We start from the raw sequence: 20,531 nt of genomic DNA on the forward strand, positions 1-20,531 counted from the left end.
TGTTGGATCTCATCCCGGGGAGCCAGCTCAATGCGTCGCGAGCAGCAGGGTCCGCAGGATCCTCTCATTAAGACGGAGATTCTGCCTGAGTTTGACGATAAAAGACGGGGCCGATTCAAAATTGATGACGTAATAGGTCCCCTCGGATTTCTTCTGGATGCGGAAACTCATCCGCTGTTTGTCCAGCCAGACCTGGCTGTTGATGATCTTGCCTTCCCCCTTGGCGATGGCATCCGTGGTTTCCTTGATCACGGCATCCTTTTCTTCCTGCGGGGCGTTCGCATCCAAAATAACCACCAATTCGTACTTATTCATGTTCTTTTCCTTTTTTATTGAATTGACTCATCACTTGACTAATATCGTTTTTCAGCCACTCCCCACAACACCGGGCCGCGTCCTCGATCAAACCGTTCAAACCCTTGCGCTCGCCGGCATCGAAGGCGCCCAGCACAAACTCGGTGACCTCTTCCCGCCGGGGCGGGGTCCCGATCCCGACCCTTAGCCGGGGGAATTCATTGCTGCCCACAAGATCGATGATGGAACTCAAACCGTTATGGCCTCCGCCGCTGCCGCTCTTGCGGATCCGCATCTGGCCGAAATCCAGATGAAAATCGTCGCAAACCACCAGCATGTCCGAAAGAACGACATTCTTTTTGCGGACCACATCACGGACCGCCTGGCCCGAATGGTTCATGTACGTCAGAGGCAGGAGAAGACAGCACCGCTGGCCCTCTATTTCCCCTTCGGCCATCAACCCGCGGCATGCCCGACTCTCGGCAAACTTCAAACCGGCGCCGCACGCCAGATGATCCACAACGCGAAAACCGATATTATGGCGGGTGTTCTGATATTCCCGCCCGGGATTGCCCAACCCAACGATCAGTTTCAAACCATCCAAGGCTTTCTTCCTATGGGATACGCACACGGTCTGACCTTACGGTCATCCCCCCGCCATGCTTACTTTGCGTCCTTCTTCGCTTCCTTCTTGGGATCGGCCTTGGCCTCGCCGCCCTCTTCCGCCTTCTTCTCGCCGGCTTCCGGCTTCTTCTCCTTGATGACTTCCGGTTCGGCCTTGGCCTCTGCGCCTGCTTCCGCGGACGGGGCCTCTTCTTTCATCGGAGGAACCACGGTCAGAACGATGGTTTCGGGGTCGTTCTTGGCGGCAACTCCTTCGGGGAGAACGATGTCCTTCACATGGATCGAGTCGCTGATCTCCAGCTTGCTCACCTCGACCTCGATGTGGTGCGGAATTTGCGTCGGGAGGCAAACGATGTCCAGTTCCCACAGCATGTGGCTCAAAGACCCGCCGTCGCGCTTGACGCCGACCGGCTCGCCTTTGGCGACCAGGGCCACCTTGACCGTGATCTTCTTTTTCAGGGAGATCTGGTTGAAATCGATGTGCAAAACCTCGTCGGTGACGGGGTTGAGCTGTTCCTCTTTGACGATCGCGGGATAGTCCTTGAGCTTTTTCTCACCCTCCAGGACATTGATGTGAAAAATGATGTTCTCGCCGTGGTGCTGGCGGCGGATACGCTCATAGATCTTGCGGTCGACCTTGATGGCGGTGGCCTTCTGCCCTTCGCCGTACAGGACGGCCGGGACGAAATTCTCCCGGCGGATGCCCTTGATGCGGCGGCTTCCGATTTCACTTCTCACAAGAACGTCCAATTTGATCTCTTCCATGTCTCTCTCCTTCGACTTCGCTTAGGACTTCCTCGCAGCGCTCGGTCGCCCGTCATTGAACATCCGGGCCTCTCGCCGCGTTCGGTCGCTTTCGATTCCGATCATTTAACCTTTTGTCTCTTCAAACAACGAGCTGATCGATTCCTCGTTATGGATCCTTTGGACGGCCTCGGCCAGCAAGGGCGCCACGGAAGCGATCCGGACTTTCGGATTCTCCTTGAGCGCCTGGCAGGGGATGCTGTCCGTAATGATGATGTTCTTTAAAATTTCACATTTGCGGATCTTCTCCAGCGCGCTGCCGGAAAAAATCCCGTGGCTGATGGCGGCGTAGACGGTCGTGACCCCGCGCTCCTTGAGCGCCGAAGCGGCCTCGACCAGGGAACCGGCGGTGGCGACCATGTCGTCGACCAGAAGCGTGACCTTGCCCTTCACGTCGCCCAGGATGTTCAGGGCCTCGACCTGCTCCGGTCCCGAGCGCCGCTTGTCGATGACCGCGAAGTCCGCTTCCAGGCGCTTGGAATACGCCCGCGCCATCTTGATGCTGCCGATGTCCGGGGACACCACGACCAGATTCTTGCGGTCGACCTTCATGTGTTTTTCAAAATAATCGCACAGCACATTGATCCCGTAAAGGTGGTCCACCGGGATATCAAAAAATCCCTGGATCTGGCTGGCGTGCAAATCCATCGTGAGGACACGGTCCGCGCCGGCCGCGTTGATCAGGTTCGCCACCAGCTTGGCTGTGATGGGAACGCGAGGCTGATCCTTGCGGTCCTGGCGGGCGTACCCGTAAAACGGCAGCACGGCTGTGATCCTTTTCGCTGAAGCCCGGCGGGCGGCGTCGATGAGGATCAGCAGTTCCATCAAGCTTTCATTCGGCGGAGGGCACGTCGGCTGGACAATGAAGACATCCTTGCCCCGGATGTTCTCCTTGATCTGAATGCGGATTTCGCCCTCGCTGAAACGCCCGACAAACACCTCGGCCAAAGGGACGTTCAGGCACTTGCCGATGTCCTGGGCCAGCTGGATGTTGGCATTTCCGGTTAAAATCGCCAAACCGTTCATGAAGAATCTCCCTCTGTTGTTGCAAAATTAAATTTTTTTGATGATCCGCCCCGGCACGCCGACAATCACGCCGCCATCCGGAACAACCTGGCCCTTCTTAACCACGCAACCGGCCCCGGTCATCGCCCCTCGGCCGACCTTGACCGGCGCGACCAGGATCGAATCCGATCCGATGAAGGCGTTGTCTTTGATCACCGTCTTGTTCTTATTTTTTCCGTCATAATTCGCCGTGACCGTGCCCGCCCCGATGTTCACATGGCGGCCGATCTCGGCGTCCCCGGCAAAACTGAAATGTTTCATGAGCGTCTTCGTCCCCAGGCGGCTCCGGGAGACTTCCGCGAAATTCCCGATCTGGACCTCGTCGGCCAGCCGCGTCCCGGGGCGGAGATGCGTAAACGGCCCGATCACGCAGCGGCTCCCGATCCGGACGTTGCCCTCGATCACCGTGAACGGCCGGATCACCGTGTCGCGTCCGATCCGTACGTCCGCTTCAACAAATGTCGTCTGGGGATCTTCGATCGTGACCCCTTCGGCCATCCAGTATCTCAAAAATCTCTGCCGCAAAACCTGTTGGGCGGCGGCCAGGTCTTCGCGCGAGTTGACGCCCCAGCCCTCCTGCGGCTCGCCCGTGAGATAGGTCTCGATCTTCGCTCCCCGGCGGGACAAAACCCCGATGACGTCGGTCAGATAATATTCTTTTTTGACGGGGTTGAGTTTGACCTTTTTCAGCGCGGCGGACAACGCCCTGGCCTTGAAACAGTACACGCCGACATTGATCTCCCGGATCCTGCGCTCTTCCTCGGTGGCGTCCTTTTCCTCGCGGATGGCCGTCATCCGGCCCTGCCAGTCGCGGACGATCCGGCCATAACCGGAAGGATCGCCCACCTCGGCCGTCAGCACAATGCCGTCGGCTTTTGTCCGGCGGAATTTCCTGACCAGCGACCGGACCGTTTCTTTTTTCAACAAAGGAGTATCCCCGCAGAGGATCAACACGTCCCCGGAACTGCTCCTGAGGATTTTCTGGGCGCAACGCACGGCGTCCGCGGTTCCGAGCAGCCGGCGCTGGACCACCGTCAAAATACCCTTTCCCAGGAACCGGCGCACATGTTCGCCCTGATGGCCGATGACAACGCAGATTTTCAAAGAGCCGACGCTTTGGACGACATCAAGGACATAGCGGAGCAGAGGCCTGCCGCACACCGGATGAAGAACCTTCGGCGTGCCGGATTTCATCCGGGTGCCCTTGCCTGCCGCGAGAATGATCGTGTTCATGTTCGCTCTTTCGAATTCAAGATCTTCTAAGCAATAATAAATTTCTTCGAATCAACGCTATCATCGAACCACTGCCCAGCCATGGCTCGTCGCTGTTACCCCGAAAACCCGGGGGAAAGGACTCTCCCGAACCCCCTTCAGGTTCGAGCCTTCGTGTTTCCAAAATGATCCTTCAAAAAATCACTTCTCTGCGCACCCAGTTCAGCTGCCCAGCCAGGGCTCGAACCTGGATAGCGAGATCCAAAGTCTCGTGTGTTACCAGTTACACCACCGGGCAAGAGTTCTTTCAATTCGGATCGCGGGATAAAAAGGTCAGCTTTCAAGCGAGGAATCGTGCGTGGCGAAACCGGTTCTTTCCGTTCCCTCAAACGCCAACCTGTCAGTCGTCTCCTTCATGGAAACCTCCCGACTGGGAAGTCCCGTGCGGATGATGTTCCAGTTCTTTCTTATAAGCCCCAAGAATTTCTGTCTGGATGTACTCCCGAAACCGCTGGGTGATGGGATGGGCGATGTCACGGTGCTCCGCTTTCGCGTCTTTCTGGAGACTGTCTTCCGTGTGAACGGGGAGGGAAGCGCCACACTGGCTGCAAAATTTGCCGCCGAGCTCGTTTTTGAAACGGCACTTCGGGCAGGGGACCTTGAGCTTGCGGGAGGGCATGGCGATGAACATGCCCGTCGAGCCCTGGATGACTTTGATGTTACGGACGACAAACTCGTTATCAAATGTCACGGTCGTATAGGCCTTGAGTTTCTTGTCCTGCCCCTCTTTCAGGAACACGCGGATCTCGGTGATCTGCATACGCGCCCTCCTCTGTCTTCAAAGTCTCCAGCCATGCCACGGGGAATCGTCTTAAAATCTCCGGTCTTCCCTCTGAAGGGAAATATCCGGCGCCCTATTTGCCTTTCCCCTCGCATCCGATACGGCTCAAGCTGTCTGCGCGACAAAAACCCGGCTATACTTTCGACGGAGGATCGCCTGGATTGCCCTGGCGTCTTTTTCACAATTCGTTATGCCAAATACCGATGGCCCGCTCCCCGAAAAACTCACGTCCAGCGTGTTCAGGGCCGCCAGCCTGCGCTTGAGCACAGCCAGCTGAGGGCGGATGGCCAGGATACTGCTCTCCAAATCGTTGGACAACAGCCCTTTCATCCTCTGATAATCTTTATTTATTAAAGATTGAGTAAGAATATTAACATTATCGATTGTCTTTGTCAACTCTAAATTCAGGCGGACAAAGACCTCTTTGGTGTAAATTTTGACCCGGGGAACGACGAGAACATGCCATAACCTTGTGGGGATATTGAGCTTTGTGAGCTGCTCTCCCCGCCCCTCTCCCAGGGCCCACCGGCAGTCCATCAGGAAAAACGGGACGTCGCTGCCGATCCGCAGGGCGTAATCCAGGAGCTTCGGCCGGGACAGCCGCAGGCCCCAGATTTGATTAAGCCCCAAAAGGGTTGTCGCCGCGTTACTTGAACCTCCGGCCAACCCGGCTGCCACCGGTATCCGCTTCCGGATGCGGACCGTCACCCCGTAACGGCAGCCACAATCCATCTGCAGCGTCCGGGCCGCACGGTAAACCAGATTTTTGGGTCCTTTGGGCACCTGCGGGTCGGGGCAAAGGATCCGGATCTTTCCGCTGGAATTGCGCTCCAGGACAATGTCATCGCAGAGATCGATGCGCTCAAAAACGGTCTTCAAATTATGATAACCGTCCGGCCTTTTGTTAAGGACTTTCAGGATGAGGTTCAGCTTGGCGGGAGATCGAAGGACGATGCGGTTCATGGTCAGAAAGGCGCCGGCCGGGCGCCGGCGTCGGGAAGACCTATTTCGATGAGACCTGGTTCGGGACAGCGGCCTGCGGCTTGTCCAGCTCGCGGATCTTTTCCTTAAGGTGGCTCTGGTCGGGATCAAGCTCCAGGGACCGGCCCCAGTACTTTTTGGCGTTATCCTGCTGATTGAGCTTGTAGTAAACGTCGCCGATATGCTCGTTGATCACCGGGTCCTCAAGACGGCTGTCGGCCTCTTTGAGAAATTTCAAGGCCTCCTCGTAATTCCCCTTCTTGAAATGAACCCACCCAAGGCTGTCGAGGTAGGCGCCGTTGTCAGGGTCGATGCTCACGGCCCGCTCCACCATCTCCAGGGCCTTGTCCAGTTGAATGCCGTCCTCGGCGTAAAGATACGCCAGGGAATTCAGGCAGCCGTCGTTGTCGGGATTCACCTCGACGGCCTTGGAGAACATTTCCAGCGCCTTCGGACGGTCATTGGCCTCCAGATACAGGGCCCCGAGGAGAAACATCACCTCGTCGTTCTTGGGATCGATCTGGAGGATGGTCTCAAACTGCTGGATCGCTTTGTCGTACTGTTTCTGGGAATAATACAGCTGGCCGAGATAACCGTAGATCTCGATGTTCTCGGGCTCGACCGTGGTGAACGATTTCAGGATGAGTTCGTATTCCTGGGCGGCCTTGTCGAATTCTTTTTGGGTGGAATAAATGAGGGCGAGCAGATACCGGGCCTGGACGTTGACGGGATCCTGCTTCAGGGCCAGCTGCAGTTCGCTGATGGCCCCGTCCAATTTTCCGATACGGGCATAATCGGCGCCGAGGCGCAGGTGGACCGCGTAATTGGCGTTGTCGTATTCCGCGGCCTTCTCGAATTCCGCGATGGCATCCTCGGTGGCGCCTTCAAAATCGCGGATCACCCCCATGGTGTAATGGGCGATGCTCCGGGCCTTGTTGTCGTCCGGCTGGAAAGCCAGGACCGACGACGAAAAAAAGCACGCACCGAGCACACCCATTATATAGAGGTACGGCCTTGATGGCATAGGGAGTCGCATGTCGGCTGAAAAATCCTTCGCAGCAGGACTACGCCCAGTCTCTCTTCTTCAGATGGCGGAGAGATTTTCTGAGCTTCTTCCTCTTGTGCGTCCGGATTTTTCTTAACTTTCTTTTTCTTCCGCAAGGCATAAGATCAACCCCTGTTATTTTAACCCTGGCTGACCCGCCATAAGGCAGGACCGCCGGGACACTCATGACCCCTCATGATTTGCTGTCGCAAATCAAGGCTGCGGGGCCTTCGGCTCGCCCAGCGACTTACGTTCGCTGACGCTCCGTGAAACTCATTACCCCCGCATGATTTGCTATCGCAAATCAGGACTGCGGGGTTAATGGTTTGGCCCCTCTGGGCCAAACCACCCTGAGCGAAGTCGAATGGGTTCGCCCTAAAAATTTACGTTCGTCCCTGCGGGACTCCGTCAATGATGCGCTCATTAATAAATAATCTTATTCAGCGAATACTCGATGATACCCTGGGCGCCGGCGGCCTTGAGCTGCGGGATCAGGGCGCGCACCTTGGCCTCATGGATGACGGTCTCGACCGCAAGCCACCCCTTCTGGCTCAAACCCGAGATGGTCGGATTTTTCAGGGACTCCAATTGTTTCAGGACCTTGTCCAGATTCTTTTCCTCGACGTTCAGCTTCAACCCCACCATGCCGTTCGCGTCGATCGCGCCCTTGAGCAGCATCACGACCTGGTCCATCTTTTCTTTTTTCCAGGGATCCTGGACGGCTTTTTTGTTGGCGATGAATTGCGTGGTGGACTCGCACAGCGTCGTGACAATACGCAGATTGTGGGCCCGCAGGCTGCTGCCTGTTTCCGTGAGCTCAACGATGGCGTCCACCAGCCCCGTGGCAACCTTGACCTCGGTCGCGCCCCAGCTGAACTCCACGTCGGCGGTAACGTTCTGCTTCTTCAGATAATTGCGCGTAAAGTTGACAAGCTCCGTGGCGATCCGTTTGCCGTTGAGGTCCTGGACCGATTTGATGGCGGATTCCTCCGGGACGGCCAGCACCCAGCGGACCTTGGTGGCCGTCTGTTTGGCATACACGAGCTCCGCCAGAGACACCACGTCCGATTCATTTTCCTGGATCCAGTCGGCGCCGGTGATGCCGCAGTCGAGGACTCCGTCCTCGACGTAGCGGGACATCTCCTGCGCCCGCAGGAGAACGGGGTCGATGTCCGCGTCGTCAATATGCGGAAAATACGAGCGGCTGGAAACAAATACCTTGAATCCCGCCCGTTCAAACACCTTGAATGTGGCTTCCTGCAGGCTTCCTTTGGGAAGACCCAATTTAAGCTTTTTCATGGCGGTTATTATAACCGTGCCCTTCCGGCTTGTAAAGGAAAAATCCGCCCAAACGGCACTTCTGAGAAATTCTTGTCAAAGGGATTTTTCCCCGTTATAATGAAAACTTCCTTCAACCCGGTTTTCAATCCTCGCAGGAGATTTCCATGCTTAAGTTCATCCGCAAAAAGGGGGTCATGAAAAAGATCCTCTGGTGTCTGGCCATCGTCATCATCCTCGTGTTCGGGTTCCTGGGGCAGGCCTACCTGCTCAACGCCCCCGGTGAGATCCGCAACGCGGGCCAGATCTTCGGCCGCACCGTCTCGCTGGAGGAGTTCGAAAAACAGCGCCAGCAGACCGTTGTCCAGGCCATCCTGCGTTACGGCAAAAACTTCAATAAGATCCGCGACTTCCTGAACATTGAAGCCGAGACCTGGGACCGGCTGATCCTTCTGCAGGAAGCCCGCAAGCGGCGGATCACGGTCTCGGACGCGGACGTGATCGCCGCCGTCCAGAAATACCCCTTTTTCCAGGGGGAGGACGGCGCTTTTGACAGCCTCCGCTACAACGACGTCCTGAAATACGCGCTCAAGATCCGGCCCAGGGATTTTGAGGAGACCGTCCGGGACTCGCTCAAATTTGAAAAACTCTATCTCCTGGAAACCTCTTCGACCGACGTCACCGAGGAAGAAGCCTTCAACGCCTACCGGCAGGAAAATGAAAAAGTCCAGGTGAGCTATGCCTTTATCCCGGCGGAAGAGTTCAAGGGCCAGGTCAGCGTTGATGAAGCGGAAGTTGAAAAATACTACCAGGACCACAAACAGGAATTTTTCATGCCTCCGGCGGTCAACGCCGAATATGTCCGCGCCGAATATCCGGCCGATCTCAAGGACGAAGCCCTGGCCAAGGCCAAAGATGAAACCCTGGCAAAGATCCGGGCCGTGATCCAGGAGGCCGCCGAGGGGAAGACCCTGGCAGAGACCGCCAAAGGCCAGGGACTGACCGTCCAGGAGAGCGGGTTCTTCAGCATGGAACAGCCGAATCTCCAAATGGGACAGTCGTTCGAGACCCTGCAGAATATCTTCCGCATGGACCCCGGACAAATTTCCGACCCCATCGAGACGCCCCGGGGATTTCAGGTCATCCGCCTCAAGGAGAAAAAAGAGGCCTACGTTCCGGAGTTCGCGGATATCAAAGATACGGTCGCCGAGGCCTGGAAAGTCCAGGAAGCCAAGCAGTTCGCGAAACAGAAAGCCGAAGAAAGCTTAACGGCCCTCACCGGCGCTTTGGCCTCCACCCAGTTTCCCGATTTTGCCAAAACGGCGAGGGACATGAAACTCGATGTCCAGCAAACGCCCTTCTTTTCCCTCGGCCAGTATCTGCCGACGATCGGGATCGAAAAGGGATTTCAGGAGACCGCCTTTTCGCTGAACGACACAAAAAAGATAAGCGGGATCGTGGAAGTGCTGAAAGGATACTGCATCCTCTACCTGGACTCGCGGCAACCGGCGGACATGAAGGGATTTGAAGAGAAGAAACAAGAAATCGCCGACGCCCTGCTCACGGAAAAACGGAACCAGGTCTTCAGCGATTTTCTCACCAAGCTGCGGCTGCAGGCGAACCTCAAAGACAATATCTCGGAATATCTGGCCAGCCGGCAGAGCCGCTGAAGCTCCGCGGCTTGATGTCCCGGTTTTCGCGGGGACGAAAATCCCGCGAGGCGGGATCAAAGCTGCTGGGGCTGGTCGGGCTGGGGCGGGACGGACAGGATCGAAAGATAATTCTCCGGCAGATCGTGCTCCACGGCCTGCACGACCCCCGCCGCGTCCACAAAGATCAGCGTCGGGACCCCGAAGATGTTGTATGTTTCCGCGACCGACGATTTCTCGTCAATCACCACATCGATCGCGACCTTGTTGTTATCCAGATACGACCGGACTTCCTTGGGCGTCTCTTCCAGGTCCACCAGCAGGACCTTAACGCCTTTCTGTTCCAGTTCCTCGCGCTTGGCGCTCAACTCCTTGAGCTTCTCCTCGCACACCGGACACCACGTTGCCCAAAAGAAGATGATCGAACTTTTGCCCTCCCGGAAGGAGGCAAAGTTCACGTCTTTGCCTCCGAGGTCTTTCAGGGTGAAGTCCGGGGCCGGTTCGCCCACCAAAGGACTTTCCAGAAAATAAAACTGGCCCATCGCATGGGACGTTCCGAAGGGAACAGCCAGCGCGAGCATCATCAACGTGATCCGTGCGAACACCTTCATGGTCCTTCCTCCCTTATGTTATCCGCGGGGCGCCGGCGAAACGGACTCATCCAGCCAGCGGAGATAGTCCTGATGCCCGGCCGCGACCGGCAGGGCGATCACCTCGGGGACCTCGTAGCTGTGCAGCGCCTTCACGGTTGCCACGATCTTCTCAAACAAATCTTTCCGCGACTTGATCACCAGCATCACTTCGGCGGCCTGGTCCAGCTTGCCCTGCCACCAGAACAGGGACTCTACGCCCGGCACGATGTTCACGCAGGCCGCGAGTTTCTGCTCCAGCAGGGCGGTCCCGATCTTCCGGGCCTCCTGCGCGTCCTTGGCTGTTACGAGGACAACGATGTGGTCCTTCATCAAACATACCTCACGCGTGCGGGGATGCCAAATTCTTACCCATTATACCCGCTCCGCGTTTTTTTTCAAATCTTATACAGGAAAGCCCTAAAAGCGGGAAGGCGTCAGCATGATCAGCGAAAGATGCCGGCCGGCCTTCTGTCCCTCCCGGCGGAAGGAAAAATATCCCGGAGAACAGCACGTGCAGATCTCCGAATCGGCGATCCGGCTTTTGTCCATCCCGGACGCCAGCAACTGTTTTCTGTTCACGGCCGCCAGGTCCATGTACAAAGACCCGTGCCGGACCACGAGATCATCGGGAAAAGACTCCCGGAATTCCGGCCCGACTTCGTAGCAGCACGGACGGATGCACGGTCCGAACGCCGCGCGCAGGTCCGACGGGCGGCACCCCCACTGCCGGATCATCACATCAAGCGTCTTGGCCGCGACCCCCGACCGGCTGCCTTTCCAGCCGGCGTGGGCGATGCCGATGCATCGCCGGACAGGGTCAAAAAGGAACACCGGCAGGCAGTCCGCGGTCCGGACCGCGATCGGGACGCCGGGCGACCGGGTCACAACGGCATCGGCCTCGGGCACACTGTCCTCGGACAAACTCCTGACGTCCGCCGTGATGATCCTGTCGCCGTGGACCTGGCGGATGTTGACGACCGCCGTCCCGCAGCCGCCGAGCTTCACCGATAAATCTGTTCTCTGCGCGTCGGTCAGCGCCCCTCCGGGAGGAAGGGCGAAATCCACGGCGCGGTCGCTGACGAACGCCACGAGGCTTTCCGCGGCAAAAAGGTCAGCGGGAGACTGGGTTCCCGTCGGGCTCATGAGAAATCTCCAATGCGTTGACGGCGCCGGGCAGCTGCGCAGGGCTTCCGGGGAGTTCCTGCACGTCCTTGAGCTTCTTCTCGATCTGCCGGGTCCGCGTCTGGGCGGATTCGATGGAGTTGCTCGCCTCTTCCAGCTTCTTTTTGGTCTTGTCCAGGATATCGCCGAATTGCGAGAACTCGGTCTTGACCTTGCCGAGCAGCACCCAGACTTCGCTGGCGCGTTTCTCGACGGCAAGCGTACGAAAGCCCATCTGCAGGCTGTTCAGGATCGCCGCGATGGTCGTAGGCCCGGCCACCACCACGCGGAACTCCCTTTGCAAAAGTTCGCTGAAACCGGGGCGGCGCAGGATTTCGGCATAAAGCCCTTCGGTCGGCAGGAACATGATGGCGAAATCGGTCGTGCTCGGAGGATCGAGGTACTTGTCCCGGATATTTTTCGCTTCGCCCTTGATGCGCGCCTCCAGGGCCTTCCCGATTTCCTCCATCAAAGCCGGGTTGGACTGTTCCTGGGCCTCCAGCAGCCGCTGGTAATCCTCGACGGGAAATTTCGCGTCAATCGGAAGATAGACCGGCCGGCTGTCGCGGCCCGGGAGCTTGATGGCGAATTCCACGGGATCGCGGCTGCCCCGCTTGGTGACCACATTTTTATCGAATTGATCGGGCGTCAGGATCTGGTCCAGGAGATTCCCCAACTGGACCTCCCCCCATATCCCGCGGGTCTTGACGTTGGCCAGAACTTTCTTGATGTCGCCGACCTGCGACGCCAGATTCTGCATCTCCCCCAGCCCCTGATGGACTTTCTCCAAACGCTCGCTCACCAGGCGGAACGATTCGCCGAGGCGCTTCTCCAGCGTCGAATGGAGTTTCTCGTCCACGGTCTCGCGCATCTTCTCAAGCTTCTGGCTGTTTTCCTCCTGGAGCTTTTGAAGACGGTCTTCGACCACGGAGCGGACCTGCTCCAGCTTCTGGTCATTCATCTGGGTCAGTTGAAGAAGGGACCGGTTAAAGGTATCGAGGCTCTGAGCCATCTCCTGGCGGGCCTGCTGGCCGGCCCGGGTCTGCTCATCGCGATTGCGGGAGATCTCCTCGCGGACCAGCCGCTCCAGGCGTTCCTGGCTGGCGGTCAACGCGCCTTCAAAATTCTTGAACGCGCCGGCCGGGTCCGACGAACGCTGGCGCCACAGCAGAACAGCGATCCCCGACAGGGATAAAAGGGCAAGTCCGAAAATCACATAGGTCATCAACGTCGCGCTCCTCTCACGGATTATGAAAGACGCCTCATTATATCCTCCGGGCCCAGGGGCTTCAACAAAATTTCCCTGGCGTCAAACCCCCCGGTGGATCGCGCCCTCGCCGAATTTGTCCTTGATCTTGTCCACGACCTTGTGCAGGCCTTCCATTTTCTCCTGCCGGGGGTCGCGAAAAAGGCTTTCCTTAATATACGCGTCCTCGAACTGCGACACCCGCACGCCGATCAGCCGGATCTTCATGCCGGGCCGGTAAAACCCTTCGAAAATCTTCCGGGCCGTCCCAAGGATCACGTCCGTGAAATTCGTCCGCTCCGGAAGGGTGGCCGCCCGGGCGTATGTCTTGAACCCCTCCAGCCGGATCTTGACCGTGACCGTCCGCCCCTGCAATCCGTTTTTGCGCAGACGCCGGGACAATTTTTCGCTGATCACCAGGATCGTCTTGCGGACAAGCCCGGCGTCGGCGGTGTCTTCATCAAAGGTGTGTTCGTGGCTGACGGATTTGATCTCCTCCGTGGTCTCCACGGGCCTGGGATCGATGCCGTTGGCCAGGGCGTGCAGGTGCAAACCGCTTTCACCGAACTTTTTTCCCAGGACCTCGGCGGAAGCCGCGGCCAGCTCGCCGACCGTCCGGATCCCCATGCGGTTGAGGCCCTGCTGGGTCTTGGGTCCCACGCCCCACAGCTTGTCGATCGTCAACGGCCAGAGAAAATTCAGGATCTCCCCTTCTTTGATCTCGCGTAGCCCGTCGGGTTTGCAGATCGAGGACGCGATCTTGGCCACCATTTTCACCGGTGCGATCCCGGCCGAAACGGTCAGCCCGACCTCCTTCCTGACCCGCTGCTTCAGCGCGAGGCAGGCCTTCACCGGCGTCTGATAAAAATGAAAACTGCCGGTCATGTCCAGGAACGCCTCGTCAATGCTCAGAGGCTCGATGTCCGGCGTGAAATCATAAAAAATGGAAAACACCTTGTCCGAAGCCTCGCGGTACTTGTCCATGTCCACGGGAAGAAACGCGGCGCCGGGGCAAAGCCGGTAAGCCTGGGAGATCGGCATGGCGGAGTGGATGCCGTAGCGCCTGGCCTCGTAAGAGCAGGTCGAAACAACGCCCCGGCCGCGGCCGCCCTTCGGGTTCGCGCCGATGACCACGGGCCTCCCCCGCAGGGACGGGCGGTCTCTTTGCTCAACGGACGCGAAAAAGGCGTCCAGGTCAACATGGACGATCACCGGGGAAGGCATGGACAGGGCTCTCAGGGACATCCGCTCTTCCAGAGCGGCCAAGGCCCATTATAGTGACATGGGGAATGGATGTAAAGGCGGGCCAACGGGTCTCTGCAGTAATTTTTTAACGCACTCTCGAAAAAACACATTTACCGTCGAGAAAATTGTTTCAAATGTCCTTGAAGCTCGAATGCGGTTTGCTATAATAAAATCGCTTTTGATTAATATTTGACTATTTTTATGGACATTCCACAAAGGAAAAAAACGTGAGAGAAAATTATTCTTTTCTGAAAGATGAATTGGCTCTCCTGGAAATCCGCAAACACAAATGGCTTGAAAGCGAAAAAGCCGGCCGCGAAATCGGCTTTGCCACGGCCGCGGTGGATTGGGTCAAAAAATACGGCGCCCAGTGGAAGTCCCACCGGGCCGGACAAGACAACCCGCAGCACCTCTTCCAGGAAAAACGCCAGCACCGCCGGTTTTATTCCCGGATCCCCATCCGCCTGCAGATCAACAACAACAAAATCCAGGCCCAGACCGACAGCATCAATCTCGTGGGACTCTCCTGCACCATCCCGCAATACGTCCCGCCGGAGAATGCCGCGACCGTGACGTTGTCCATGCCGCGCGCGGGGTCTGAGATCCCCAGGTTCGTCCTCAAATTCCAGAGCCGCATCAAACAGGTCCGCCAGAAAACCCAAAACACCACCGAGGCCGCGTATCAGCTGTTCATCCCGTTCGGAGAGGACGTGCGGGACTACCTGCGGACCCATCCCGGATTTCTCGCCGACTAAAACCTCGCGTCAATCTTTCGCGCCGCGGTAAGCGTAGCGGCGGTCCTTGTTCAATCCGTTGAGGGGACATTCCGCGCACCGCGGCCGTGTCCGGCAGTGATCTTTCCCGAGCCGGACGATCAGGGCGTGGTATTCGTTGAAAAGCGCGGCGTCCTCGGGCAAACCTTCCCTGAAAATTTTCTGCACGCCATGATACTCCGTCCCGGCGCCGATGATGCGATGCCGGAAAAAAACCCTCTTGGTATAAGCGTCCACCACAAAGACCGGTTTGCCGAAGGCGTACAGCAGGATCGAATCCGCAGTCTCGGGACCGATGCCCTTCACCTCCAGCAGTTTTTTCCGAAGGGCATCCAGCGGTTCCCGCCCCATCTCGTCCAGCCGTCCGTCATATTCCGAAAACAGAAGCCGGATGAAATTCTTCAGCCGCCCGGCCTTGATGTTGAAGTACCCCGACGGGCGGATCAGGCGGGATAGCCGGGCCGAAGAAACGGACCTCAGCCCCGCGGGGCTCATCAGCCGGGCCTCTTTCAAATTCGCGATGGCCTTCTCGACATTGCGCCAGTTGGTGTTCTGGGTGAGGATGGCGCCGACGATCACCTCGAAAGGCGTCTCTCCCGGCCACCAGTGCTGGGGACCGAAGGCCTTGGACAGCGAACGGTAAATGCGAAGAAGGATATTTCGGCGGGATGGCGGCATCGGGATCAGCAGGGGCCGTCTCTGTGAAGGGAATTCCCTAAGATTCGAATTTGTAAACTTTGCGGATGGTTTCGGTGATGTCCCACGTGCAGCTTAGGCCTTTCGGAAACGTCACAAAATCCCCGGCTTTCAGCTCAACCTGCTCGCCGCCTGCGGAAACCTTGACCTTCCCTTCATACAGAAAGGCCCTCTCCGTGCGGTCATAGTGCCAGTCGAACGTTGAGGGTTTGCATTCCCAGACCGACCACGGCCCCTGGGGCCGGGGGGCGTCGGGGATCGCCAGGTCTTTTTTTTGCCGATCGTCAAGGCGCTCGATCTTGATTTTGCTCATCGCTTCCCTCCATTGTTCGGGAAATCTCCGCCGGCGCGGGAACAAACTCCCACTCCGTCAAACGGTCCGATGAATCAAAATAGAGATAAACCTTATCCGAGTTGAGATACCCCCGGGCGTAGCGATAGAGACACTCGTCTTGCTGTTGTCCCGCCCGCTCGACGGAACGGGCGAGGACCGGGACCCCGAAGGCCTTCACGGCCGTTTTCCGGTCGGGATAATCCCCCATGCGCCCGGATTTCACCACGGCCAGCAGCTGTTCGAATTTCTTGTCCTGGCTCTCGATGAATTTGGTCTGGGCGTCCTTCTCCTCGGAATAACTTTTGAGGGTCAGGAGCTCCTGCAGGTGCGCCAGTTTGGCGCAGCCGGACAGGACAAAGACCGTGGTCAACAGCGGCAGGATTTTTTTCACAGGTAGCCATCCCTCACAGGGTGGTGCGGCAAATACGGAAATTCATTATAACACACCCGCCGTCACTTGACATACGCCTTGAGGATCTTCTGCTCCTCAAACGGCCGGCCTGCCGCGTCCACGGCAGTCCTCTCGATCTTCTGCACGACATCGTAACCTTCGACCACCTCGCCGAAGATCGTGTGCTTCATATTCAGCCACGGCGTAGCGGCGGCCGTGATGAAAAACTGGCTCCCGTTGGTGCCGGGGCCGGCGTTGGCCATGGCCAGCAGGCCCTCCCGGTTGAACCCCAGGTCCGGTGAAACCTCATCCTCGAACGTGCCGCCATAGATGCTTTCGCCGCCGGTCCCGGTCCCGGTCGGGTCCCCGCCCTGGATCATGAACCCGCGGATGACGCGGTGAAAAATGATCCCGTCATAATACCCCTTCTTCACCAGCCCCAGGAAATTCTCACAGGCCCTGGGGGCGGCTTCGGGAAACAGCTGCAGTTCAATGGTCCCCTGGGTGGTTTCCAAAACCACAACGGGATCGGGCTGCGCCAGCACGGCGCGCGGCCACAAACCGGCCGACATCGCCGTGACGACCGCGAGCGCAAAGATCTTAAGAAAATTTTTCATTACCCCCTCCTTGTCTTTATTTATTGATCTCATTTCTTTCCTCGGTCAACTGCCGGATCCGGGCCTCGATCTCGCGCAACCGCCCGGTGATCCATTTGAGCCGCTGGCCGTACTCCTTCAAGATCTCTTTGTCCTTGCCGTAGGAATTGGTCATAAAACGCGCCTTGACGTAACTCTCCGTTTCCAGGTCCTTCTTCTCCTGCTCCATGGCCTTGATCTCTTTTTTGATCATGTCCACGCGCTTGATGGCCTGGCGGTGCTGGGCTTCAAGTTCCTTATACTTGGCGTTTTCGTTTTCATGACGCCGCTGGCGATCTTCTTTTTCCTTCAATTTCTCTTCCCGCGCCTTTTTTTCCCTCTGGTCTCCCAGGGTCCCGCCTTCCCGCTTCTTCTCTAAATAATAGTCCAGCCCGCCGGGGTAAGACTTCAGGGTCCCCTGGTCGACTTCGACAATGGCGTTGGCGATCTCTTTGACGAAAAACAGGTCGTGGCTGATGAAACACAGCGTCCCTTCATACTGGCGGAAGGCCTTGCACAGGGCCCCCACGCCGTCGATGTCCAGGTGGGTCGTGGGCTCGTCCAGAAGCATGAAGTTGGGCGGATTGATAAGCAGTTTGGCCAGGATCAGGCGGCTCTTCTCCCCGCCGGAGAGAACCTTCACCAGCTTGAACACGTCGTCGCCGTGAAAGTTGAAAAGCCCCAGCAATGTCCTCATCTGCAGGGCCGGGTAGGTGCCGTTGGTGGCCGCGGACGCGAGCTCGTCAAGGACCGTGCGGTCGGGGTTGAGGACATCCAGCCGCGTCTGCGAAAAATATCCCCGGTCCACCTGGTGGCCGAGCTTGACCTGGCCGCTGTCGGGTTCCAGGACGCCGGCGATCATTTTCAACAATGTGGACTTGCCCGCGCCGTTGGGCCCGACCAAGCAGACCTTCTGGCCGCGGGTGATCTCAAAATCCAGGTCCTGATAGATGCGTTTTTCACTGTAGGATTTGCCGATCTTATTGGCCGACAAGACGAGATACCCGCTCTGGCGCGTCAGGGGGAAATCGAAATCCTTGATGCTCCTTCTCTCCGTTGGGAGATCAATCTCCTCAAGCCGCTCCAGCATCTTGCGTTTGTTGCGCACGGCCGCGGCGCGGTTGGGCTGGGCGTGAAACCGCTGGGTGAATCGCTCCAGCTGTTCGCGCTTCTGCTCGACCACCTTCTGCCGCTTTTCCAGCGTCTTCAGGCCAACCTCTTTCTGTTCCTCATACGTCAGATAATTCCCCTTGACCTTGTTCAGCTGCCCGTTCTCCAGCACGATCGTGTAATTCGTGACGTCGCCCAGAAAGATCTTGTCGTGCGAAATGATGATGAACGTCCCCGGATAACTCGCAAGAAAATCCTTCAGCCACAGGGTCGCGGACAGGTCAAGATAGTTGGTGGGCTCGTCCAGCAGGAGGATATCGTATTGGTAAATCAGCAGTTTCGCCAGCAGGGTGCGCATCTGCCAGCCGCCGCTCAGGTTGTTGATCGGGCGGTGGAAATCCGCTTCCTTGAATCCCAGCCCGGACAAGACCTTCTCGGCCTTGTGTTCCAGGTCGTAGATGCCCAGCTGCTCAAGTTCGTGCAGGATGTCCCCGTAACGCATGCTGTCCGCCTTATTGGCGTCTTCCAGCCCGGATTTTTCCTTCAGAAGGGTCTGGATCCGCTCGTCTCCGGAGGTGACCTCTTCCAGCACGGTGCGCTGGGAATCAAAGTGGGCTTCCTGCGGGAGATAGCCGATCTTGAGGTTCTTCTGCATCTGCACCTGGCCGCCTGAGGTCTCCAGCTCGCCGAGGATGATGTTGAACAGCGTGGACTTCCCCGCGCCGTTGGGACCGGTCAACCCGATCTTCTCGTTGGGAAAAATGCTCAGCGACACGTCCTTGAACAGCATGCGCTGAGTGAAATTTTTGGAGAGATTAGAAATCGTTATCATAAATGAGCGCATGAGTTATGGAGCCCCGGTTTACCGGGCGACATAACTCCTCCTTGCGAACCCGTTCACTTCGTTCAGGGTGGTTTGGCCCTTCTGGGCCAAACCACCGAAGGCCCCGCATCCCGCCATTGGCGGGATGCGGGGTTCATATTATTAAATTTACACTTCCGCCGTTTTCTTCAATTGGGAAACTTCGTCCTCGGTCAGCCGCCGGTAAGCCCCTGGTTTGAGATAGCCCAGATCAATCGGCCCCTGGGACAAGCGTTTCAGGATCACAACTTGGTGCCCGCAGGCCGCCAGCATGAGCCGGATCTGCCGTTTGCGGCCTTCCTGGATGGTGATCAAGAATTCCGTTTGCCCGGCTGCGTCTTTCACGTCGCGGATTTTGGCCGGGAGGGTCTTTTGGCCTTCGAGCTCAATGCCCTTTTCCAGCCGGTCCTTGTCCCCGGGCTTGAGGACGCCGCGGATCCGCACGCTGTAGGTCTTGTCCAGATGAAACCGCGGATGGGTCAGCCGGTGCGTCAATTGCCCGTCGTTGGTCAGAAGCAATAACCCTTCGCTCTCCTTGTCCAGCCGCCCGACCGGATGCAGGTGCTTCAGGGACGCGGGTAACAGATCCAGAACGGTCTTCTCCGCGTGGCGGTCTTCCTTGGTGGTCACGTACCCGGCCGGCTTGTTGAGGATCACATAATCATAATCTCTCCGGCCGACGGGATCGCCGTCCACGGTCACCTGGTCCTGCCCCGGAGAGATCGGAGTGGAAGGTTCTTTCTGCAAACGGCCGTTGACGCAGACGCGGCCGGCCTTGATCACATCCATCGCGTCACGGCGCGAACAAACGCCGTTATGGGAAAGAAAGACCTGTAAGCGCATTTTCACGGTGCTCATAATCAAAAAGGGATTGAACGGCATTTTTGAACCATCCGCTGTCCCAGCGATGGTCGCGTTTCTCGGAATTATCATAGACATGGGGGATATTCAATGACGCCATCAACGCGTGTATCATTTCAATTTGCTCTTTCGCGTAAGAATACCCCATGAGAACAAATCGGGGCCGGCCGGATCGCAATTCCGGTGCCCGCTCCGACAGCAGCGCCGGGATGTCATATTTCCGTAAATTCTGCTTATCGCCGAAAACGTCCCGGAGCCCGGAACCCCACACATTGAGATCATCAATGATCATCGGCGCGTCCCACGCCGCCGCCATCCCAAAGATATCGGGATGCCTCAACAATAAATGATACGCGCCAAACCCCGACTTGCTGAATCCAATCAAATACCGCCCCTCAGGCCCGGGCGACACCGGGAAATTCCGGTCTATGAACGGAATAACATCATTTAAAATAAAACTTTCCTGGCGGATTTTAGGGTTGCCGGGATTATCACCGTACCACGGCATACGCTCAAACTGGGGATAAACACAAATCACACCATACTGATCCGCAATATCCTGCTGAGCCGCTTCAATAATGCCATTATGCCACCATTGGTCCCAAAAAGCCGCAGACACAGGAAGGATATAAAGAACGGGGTATCTCTTCCCGGGTTGAATTTTTTGAGGCAACAATAGCTTGATGCCCTTCCCGCCCCTGCCATTTGCGATGTCATACGAAACAATACCCAGTTGGCGCTCGGAAGGCCCCATGATAAGCCGCGCAACATCCCTGGGCGTCAAGACAAGGA

General features: G+C 57.4%; 23 protein-coding genes and 1 tRNA gene. 2 read left to right on the forward strand and 22 right to left on the reverse strand.

Annotation, left to right across the window (positions count from 1 at the left end):
* Nucleotides 1–27: 27 nt before the first annotated feature.
* The 10 genes from rpsF to hisG form a co-directional block, all read right to left on the reverse strand.
* Entirely contained in the window at nt 28–315 is a 288-nt protein-coding gene (gene rpsF / locus Q8Q08_02960; protein MDP2652972.1) for a 30S ribosomal protein S6, read from the reverse strand.
* Complete coding sequence (gene pth, locus Q8Q08_02965; GenBank protein ID MDP2652973.1) at nt 308–889, reverse strand: aminoacyl-tRNA hydrolase; 582 nt, start codon at nt 887–889, stop codon at nt 308–310. The genes rpsF and pth overlap by 8 nt, the downstream gene beginning before the upstream one ends.
* 68 nt (nt 890–957) lie before the next feature.
* Nucleotides 958–1,683 carry a 50S ribosomal protein L25 gene (locus tag Q8Q08_02970; protein MDP2652974.1) on the reverse strand — a complete coding sequence of 242 codons (726 nt, stop codon included), beginning with the start codon at nt 1,681–1,683 and terminating at the stop codon, nt 958–960.
* 105 nt (nt 1,684–1,788) lie between these two features.
* Entirely contained in the window at nt 1,789–2,748 is a 960-nt protein-coding gene (locus Q8Q08_02975) for a ribose-phosphate pyrophosphokinase (protein MDP2652975.1), read from the reverse strand.
* 27 nt (nt 2,749–2,775) lie between these two features.
* Entirely contained in the window at nt 2,776–4,020 is a 1,245-nt protein-coding gene (locus Q8Q08_02980) for an NTP transferase domain-containing protein (GenBank protein MDP2652976.1), read from the reverse strand.
* A gap of 205 nt (nt 4,021–4,225) precedes the next feature.
* Nucleotides 4,226–4,297: transfer RNA gene (locus Q8Q08_02985), tRNA-Gln, on the reverse strand.
* A 102-nt stretch (nt 4,298–4,399) separates the two neighbouring features.
* Entirely contained in the window at nt 4,400–4,819 is a 420-nt protein-coding gene (locus tag Q8Q08_02990; protein ID MDP2652977.1) for a septation protein SpoVG family protein, read from the reverse strand.
* Nucleotides 4,820–4,945: 126 nt separating this feature from the next.
* Nucleotides 4,946–5,803 (reverse strand): 4-(cytidine 5'-diphospho)-2-C-methyl-D-erythritol kinase, encoded by an 858-nt coding sequence (ispE, locus tag Q8Q08_02995; GenBank protein MDP2652978.1) that lies wholly within the window; start codon nt 5,801–5,803, stop codon nt 4,946–4,948.
* A gap of 40 nt (nt 5,804–5,843) precedes the next feature.
* Nucleotides 5,844–6,857 carry a tetratricopeptide repeat protein gene (locus Q8Q08_03000; GenBank protein MDP2652979.1) on the reverse strand — a complete coding sequence of 338 codons (1,014 nt, stop codon included), beginning with the start codon at nt 6,855–6,857 and terminating at the stop codon, nt 5,844–5,846.
* Between the two features lie 432 nt (nt 6,858–7,289).
* Nucleotides 7,290–8,165 carry an ATP phosphoribosyltransferase gene (gene hisG / locus Q8Q08_03005; protein MDP2652980.1) on the reverse strand — a complete coding sequence of 292 codons (876 nt, stop codon included), beginning with the start codon at nt 8,163–8,165 and terminating at the stop codon, nt 7,290–7,292.
* Nucleotides 8,166–8,311: 146 nt separating this feature from the next.
* On the opposite strand from hisG, the gene Q8Q08_03010 reads away from it, so the two are divergent.
* Nucleotides 8,312–9,814 carry a peptidyl-prolyl cis-trans isomerase gene (locus tag Q8Q08_03010; GenBank protein MDP2652981.1) on the forward strand — a complete coding sequence of 501 codons (1,503 nt, stop codon included), beginning with the start codon at nt 8,312–8,314 and terminating at the stop codon, nt 9,812–9,814.
* Nucleotides 9,815–9,870: 56 nt separating this feature from the next.
* On the opposite strand, the gene Q8Q08_03015 is transcribed toward Q8Q08_03010, so the two are convergent.
* The 5 genes from Q8Q08_03015 to dinB all read right to left on the reverse strand — a co-directional run bounded on the left by Q8Q08_03015 (nt 9,871) and on the right by dinB (nt 14,077).
* Nucleotides 9,871–10,404 (reverse strand): TlpA disulfide reductase family protein, encoded by a 534-nt coding sequence (locus Q8Q08_03015; protein MDP2652982.1) that lies wholly within the window; start codon nt 10,402–10,404, stop codon nt 9,871–9,873.
* A gap of 18 nt (nt 10,405–10,422) precedes the next feature.
* Nucleotides 10,423–10,755 carry a divalent-cation tolerance protein CutA gene (gene cutA, locus Q8Q08_03020; GenBank protein MDP2652983.1) on the reverse strand — a complete coding sequence of 111 codons (333 nt, stop codon included), beginning with the start codon at nt 10,753–10,755 and terminating at the stop codon, nt 10,423–10,425.
* 87 nt (nt 10,756–10,842) lie between these two features.
* A complete protein-coding gene (gene pgeF / locus Q8Q08_03025) occupies nt 10,843–11,568 on the reverse strand; it encodes a peptidoglycan editing factor PgeF (GenBank protein MDP2652984.1) in 726 nt (241 codons plus the stop codon).
* Nucleotides 11,537–12,811 carry a DNA recombination protein RmuC gene (gene rmuC / locus Q8Q08_03030; GenBank protein MDP2652985.1) on the reverse strand — a complete coding sequence of 425 codons (1,275 nt, stop codon included), beginning with the start codon at nt 12,809–12,811 and terminating at the stop codon, nt 11,537–11,539. Before rmuC ends, pgeF begins: the two co-directional genes overlap by 32 nt.
* Before the next feature lie 84 nt (nt 12,812–12,895).
* Nucleotides 12,896–14,077 (reverse strand): DNA polymerase IV, encoded by a 1,182-nt coding sequence (gene dinB / locus Q8Q08_03035; GenBank protein MDP2652986.1) that lies wholly within the window; start codon nt 14,075–14,077, stop codon nt 12,896–12,898.
* A gap of 227 nt (nt 14,078–14,304) precedes the next feature.
* On the opposite strand from dinB, the gene Q8Q08_03040 reads away from it, so the two are divergent.
* Complete coding sequence (locus Q8Q08_03040) at nt 14,305–14,832, forward strand: hypothetical protein (protein ID MDP2652987.1); 528 nt, start codon at nt 14,305–14,307, stop codon at nt 14,830–14,832.
* Between the two features lie 9 nt (nt 14,833–14,841).
* Here Q8Q08_03040 and Q8Q08_03045 read toward each other — a convergent pair whose 3' ends face one another.
* The 7 genes from Q8Q08_03045 to Q8Q08_03075 all read right to left on the reverse strand — a co-directional run bounded on the left by Q8Q08_03045 (nt 14,842) and on the right by Q8Q08_03075 (nt 20,493).
* On the reverse strand, nt 14,842–15,528 hold the full coding sequence (locus Q8Q08_03045) for an endonuclease III domain-containing protein (GenBank protein ID MDP2652988.1): 687 nt from the start codon (nt 15,526–15,528) through the stop codon (nt 14,842–14,844).
* Nucleotides 15,529–15,565: 37 nt separating this feature from the next.
* Nucleotides 15,566–15,859 carry a cupin domain-containing protein gene (locus Q8Q08_03050; GenBank protein MDP2652989.1) on the reverse strand — a complete coding sequence of 98 codons (294 nt, stop codon included), beginning with the start codon at nt 15,857–15,859 and terminating at the stop codon, nt 15,566–15,568.
* On the reverse strand, nt 15,831–16,271 hold the full coding sequence (locus tag Q8Q08_03055) for a lipoprotein (GenBank protein MDP2652990.1): 441 nt from the start codon (nt 16,269–16,271) through the stop codon (nt 15,831–15,833). Before Q8Q08_03055 ends, Q8Q08_03050 begins: the two co-directional genes overlap by 29 nt.
* A gap of 62 nt (nt 16,272–16,333) precedes the next feature.
* A complete protein-coding gene (locus tag Q8Q08_03060; GenBank protein ID MDP2652991.1) occupies nt 16,334–16,843 on the reverse strand; it encodes a peptidylprolyl isomerase in 510 nt (169 codons plus the stop codon).
* Nucleotides 16,844–16,904: 61 nt separating this feature from the next.
* Nucleotides 16,905–18,848 (reverse strand): ATP-binding cassette domain-containing protein, encoded by a 1,944-nt coding sequence (locus Q8Q08_03065; GenBank protein ID MDP2652992.1) that lies wholly within the window; start codon nt 18,846–18,848, stop codon nt 16,905–16,907.
* Between the two features lie 159 nt (nt 18,849–19,007).
* Complete coding sequence (locus Q8Q08_03070) at nt 19,008–19,736, reverse strand: pseudouridine synthase (protein ID MDP2652993.1); 729 nt, start codon at nt 19,734–19,736, stop codon at nt 19,008–19,010.
* On the reverse strand, nt 19,693–20,493 hold the full coding sequence (locus Q8Q08_03075; GenBank protein MDP2652994.1) for an alpha/beta hydrolase-fold protein: 801 nt from the start codon (nt 20,491–20,493) through the stop codon (nt 19,693–19,695). Before Q8Q08_03075 ends, Q8Q08_03070 begins: the two co-directional genes overlap by 44 nt.
* Between the last annotated feature and the right edge of the window lie 38 nt (nt 20,494–20,531).

Source organism: Candidatus Omnitrophota bacterium (assembly GCA_030688425.1).
Lineage (GTDB): Bacteria > Omnitrophota > Gorgyraeia > Zapsychrales > JANLHA01 > JAUYIB01.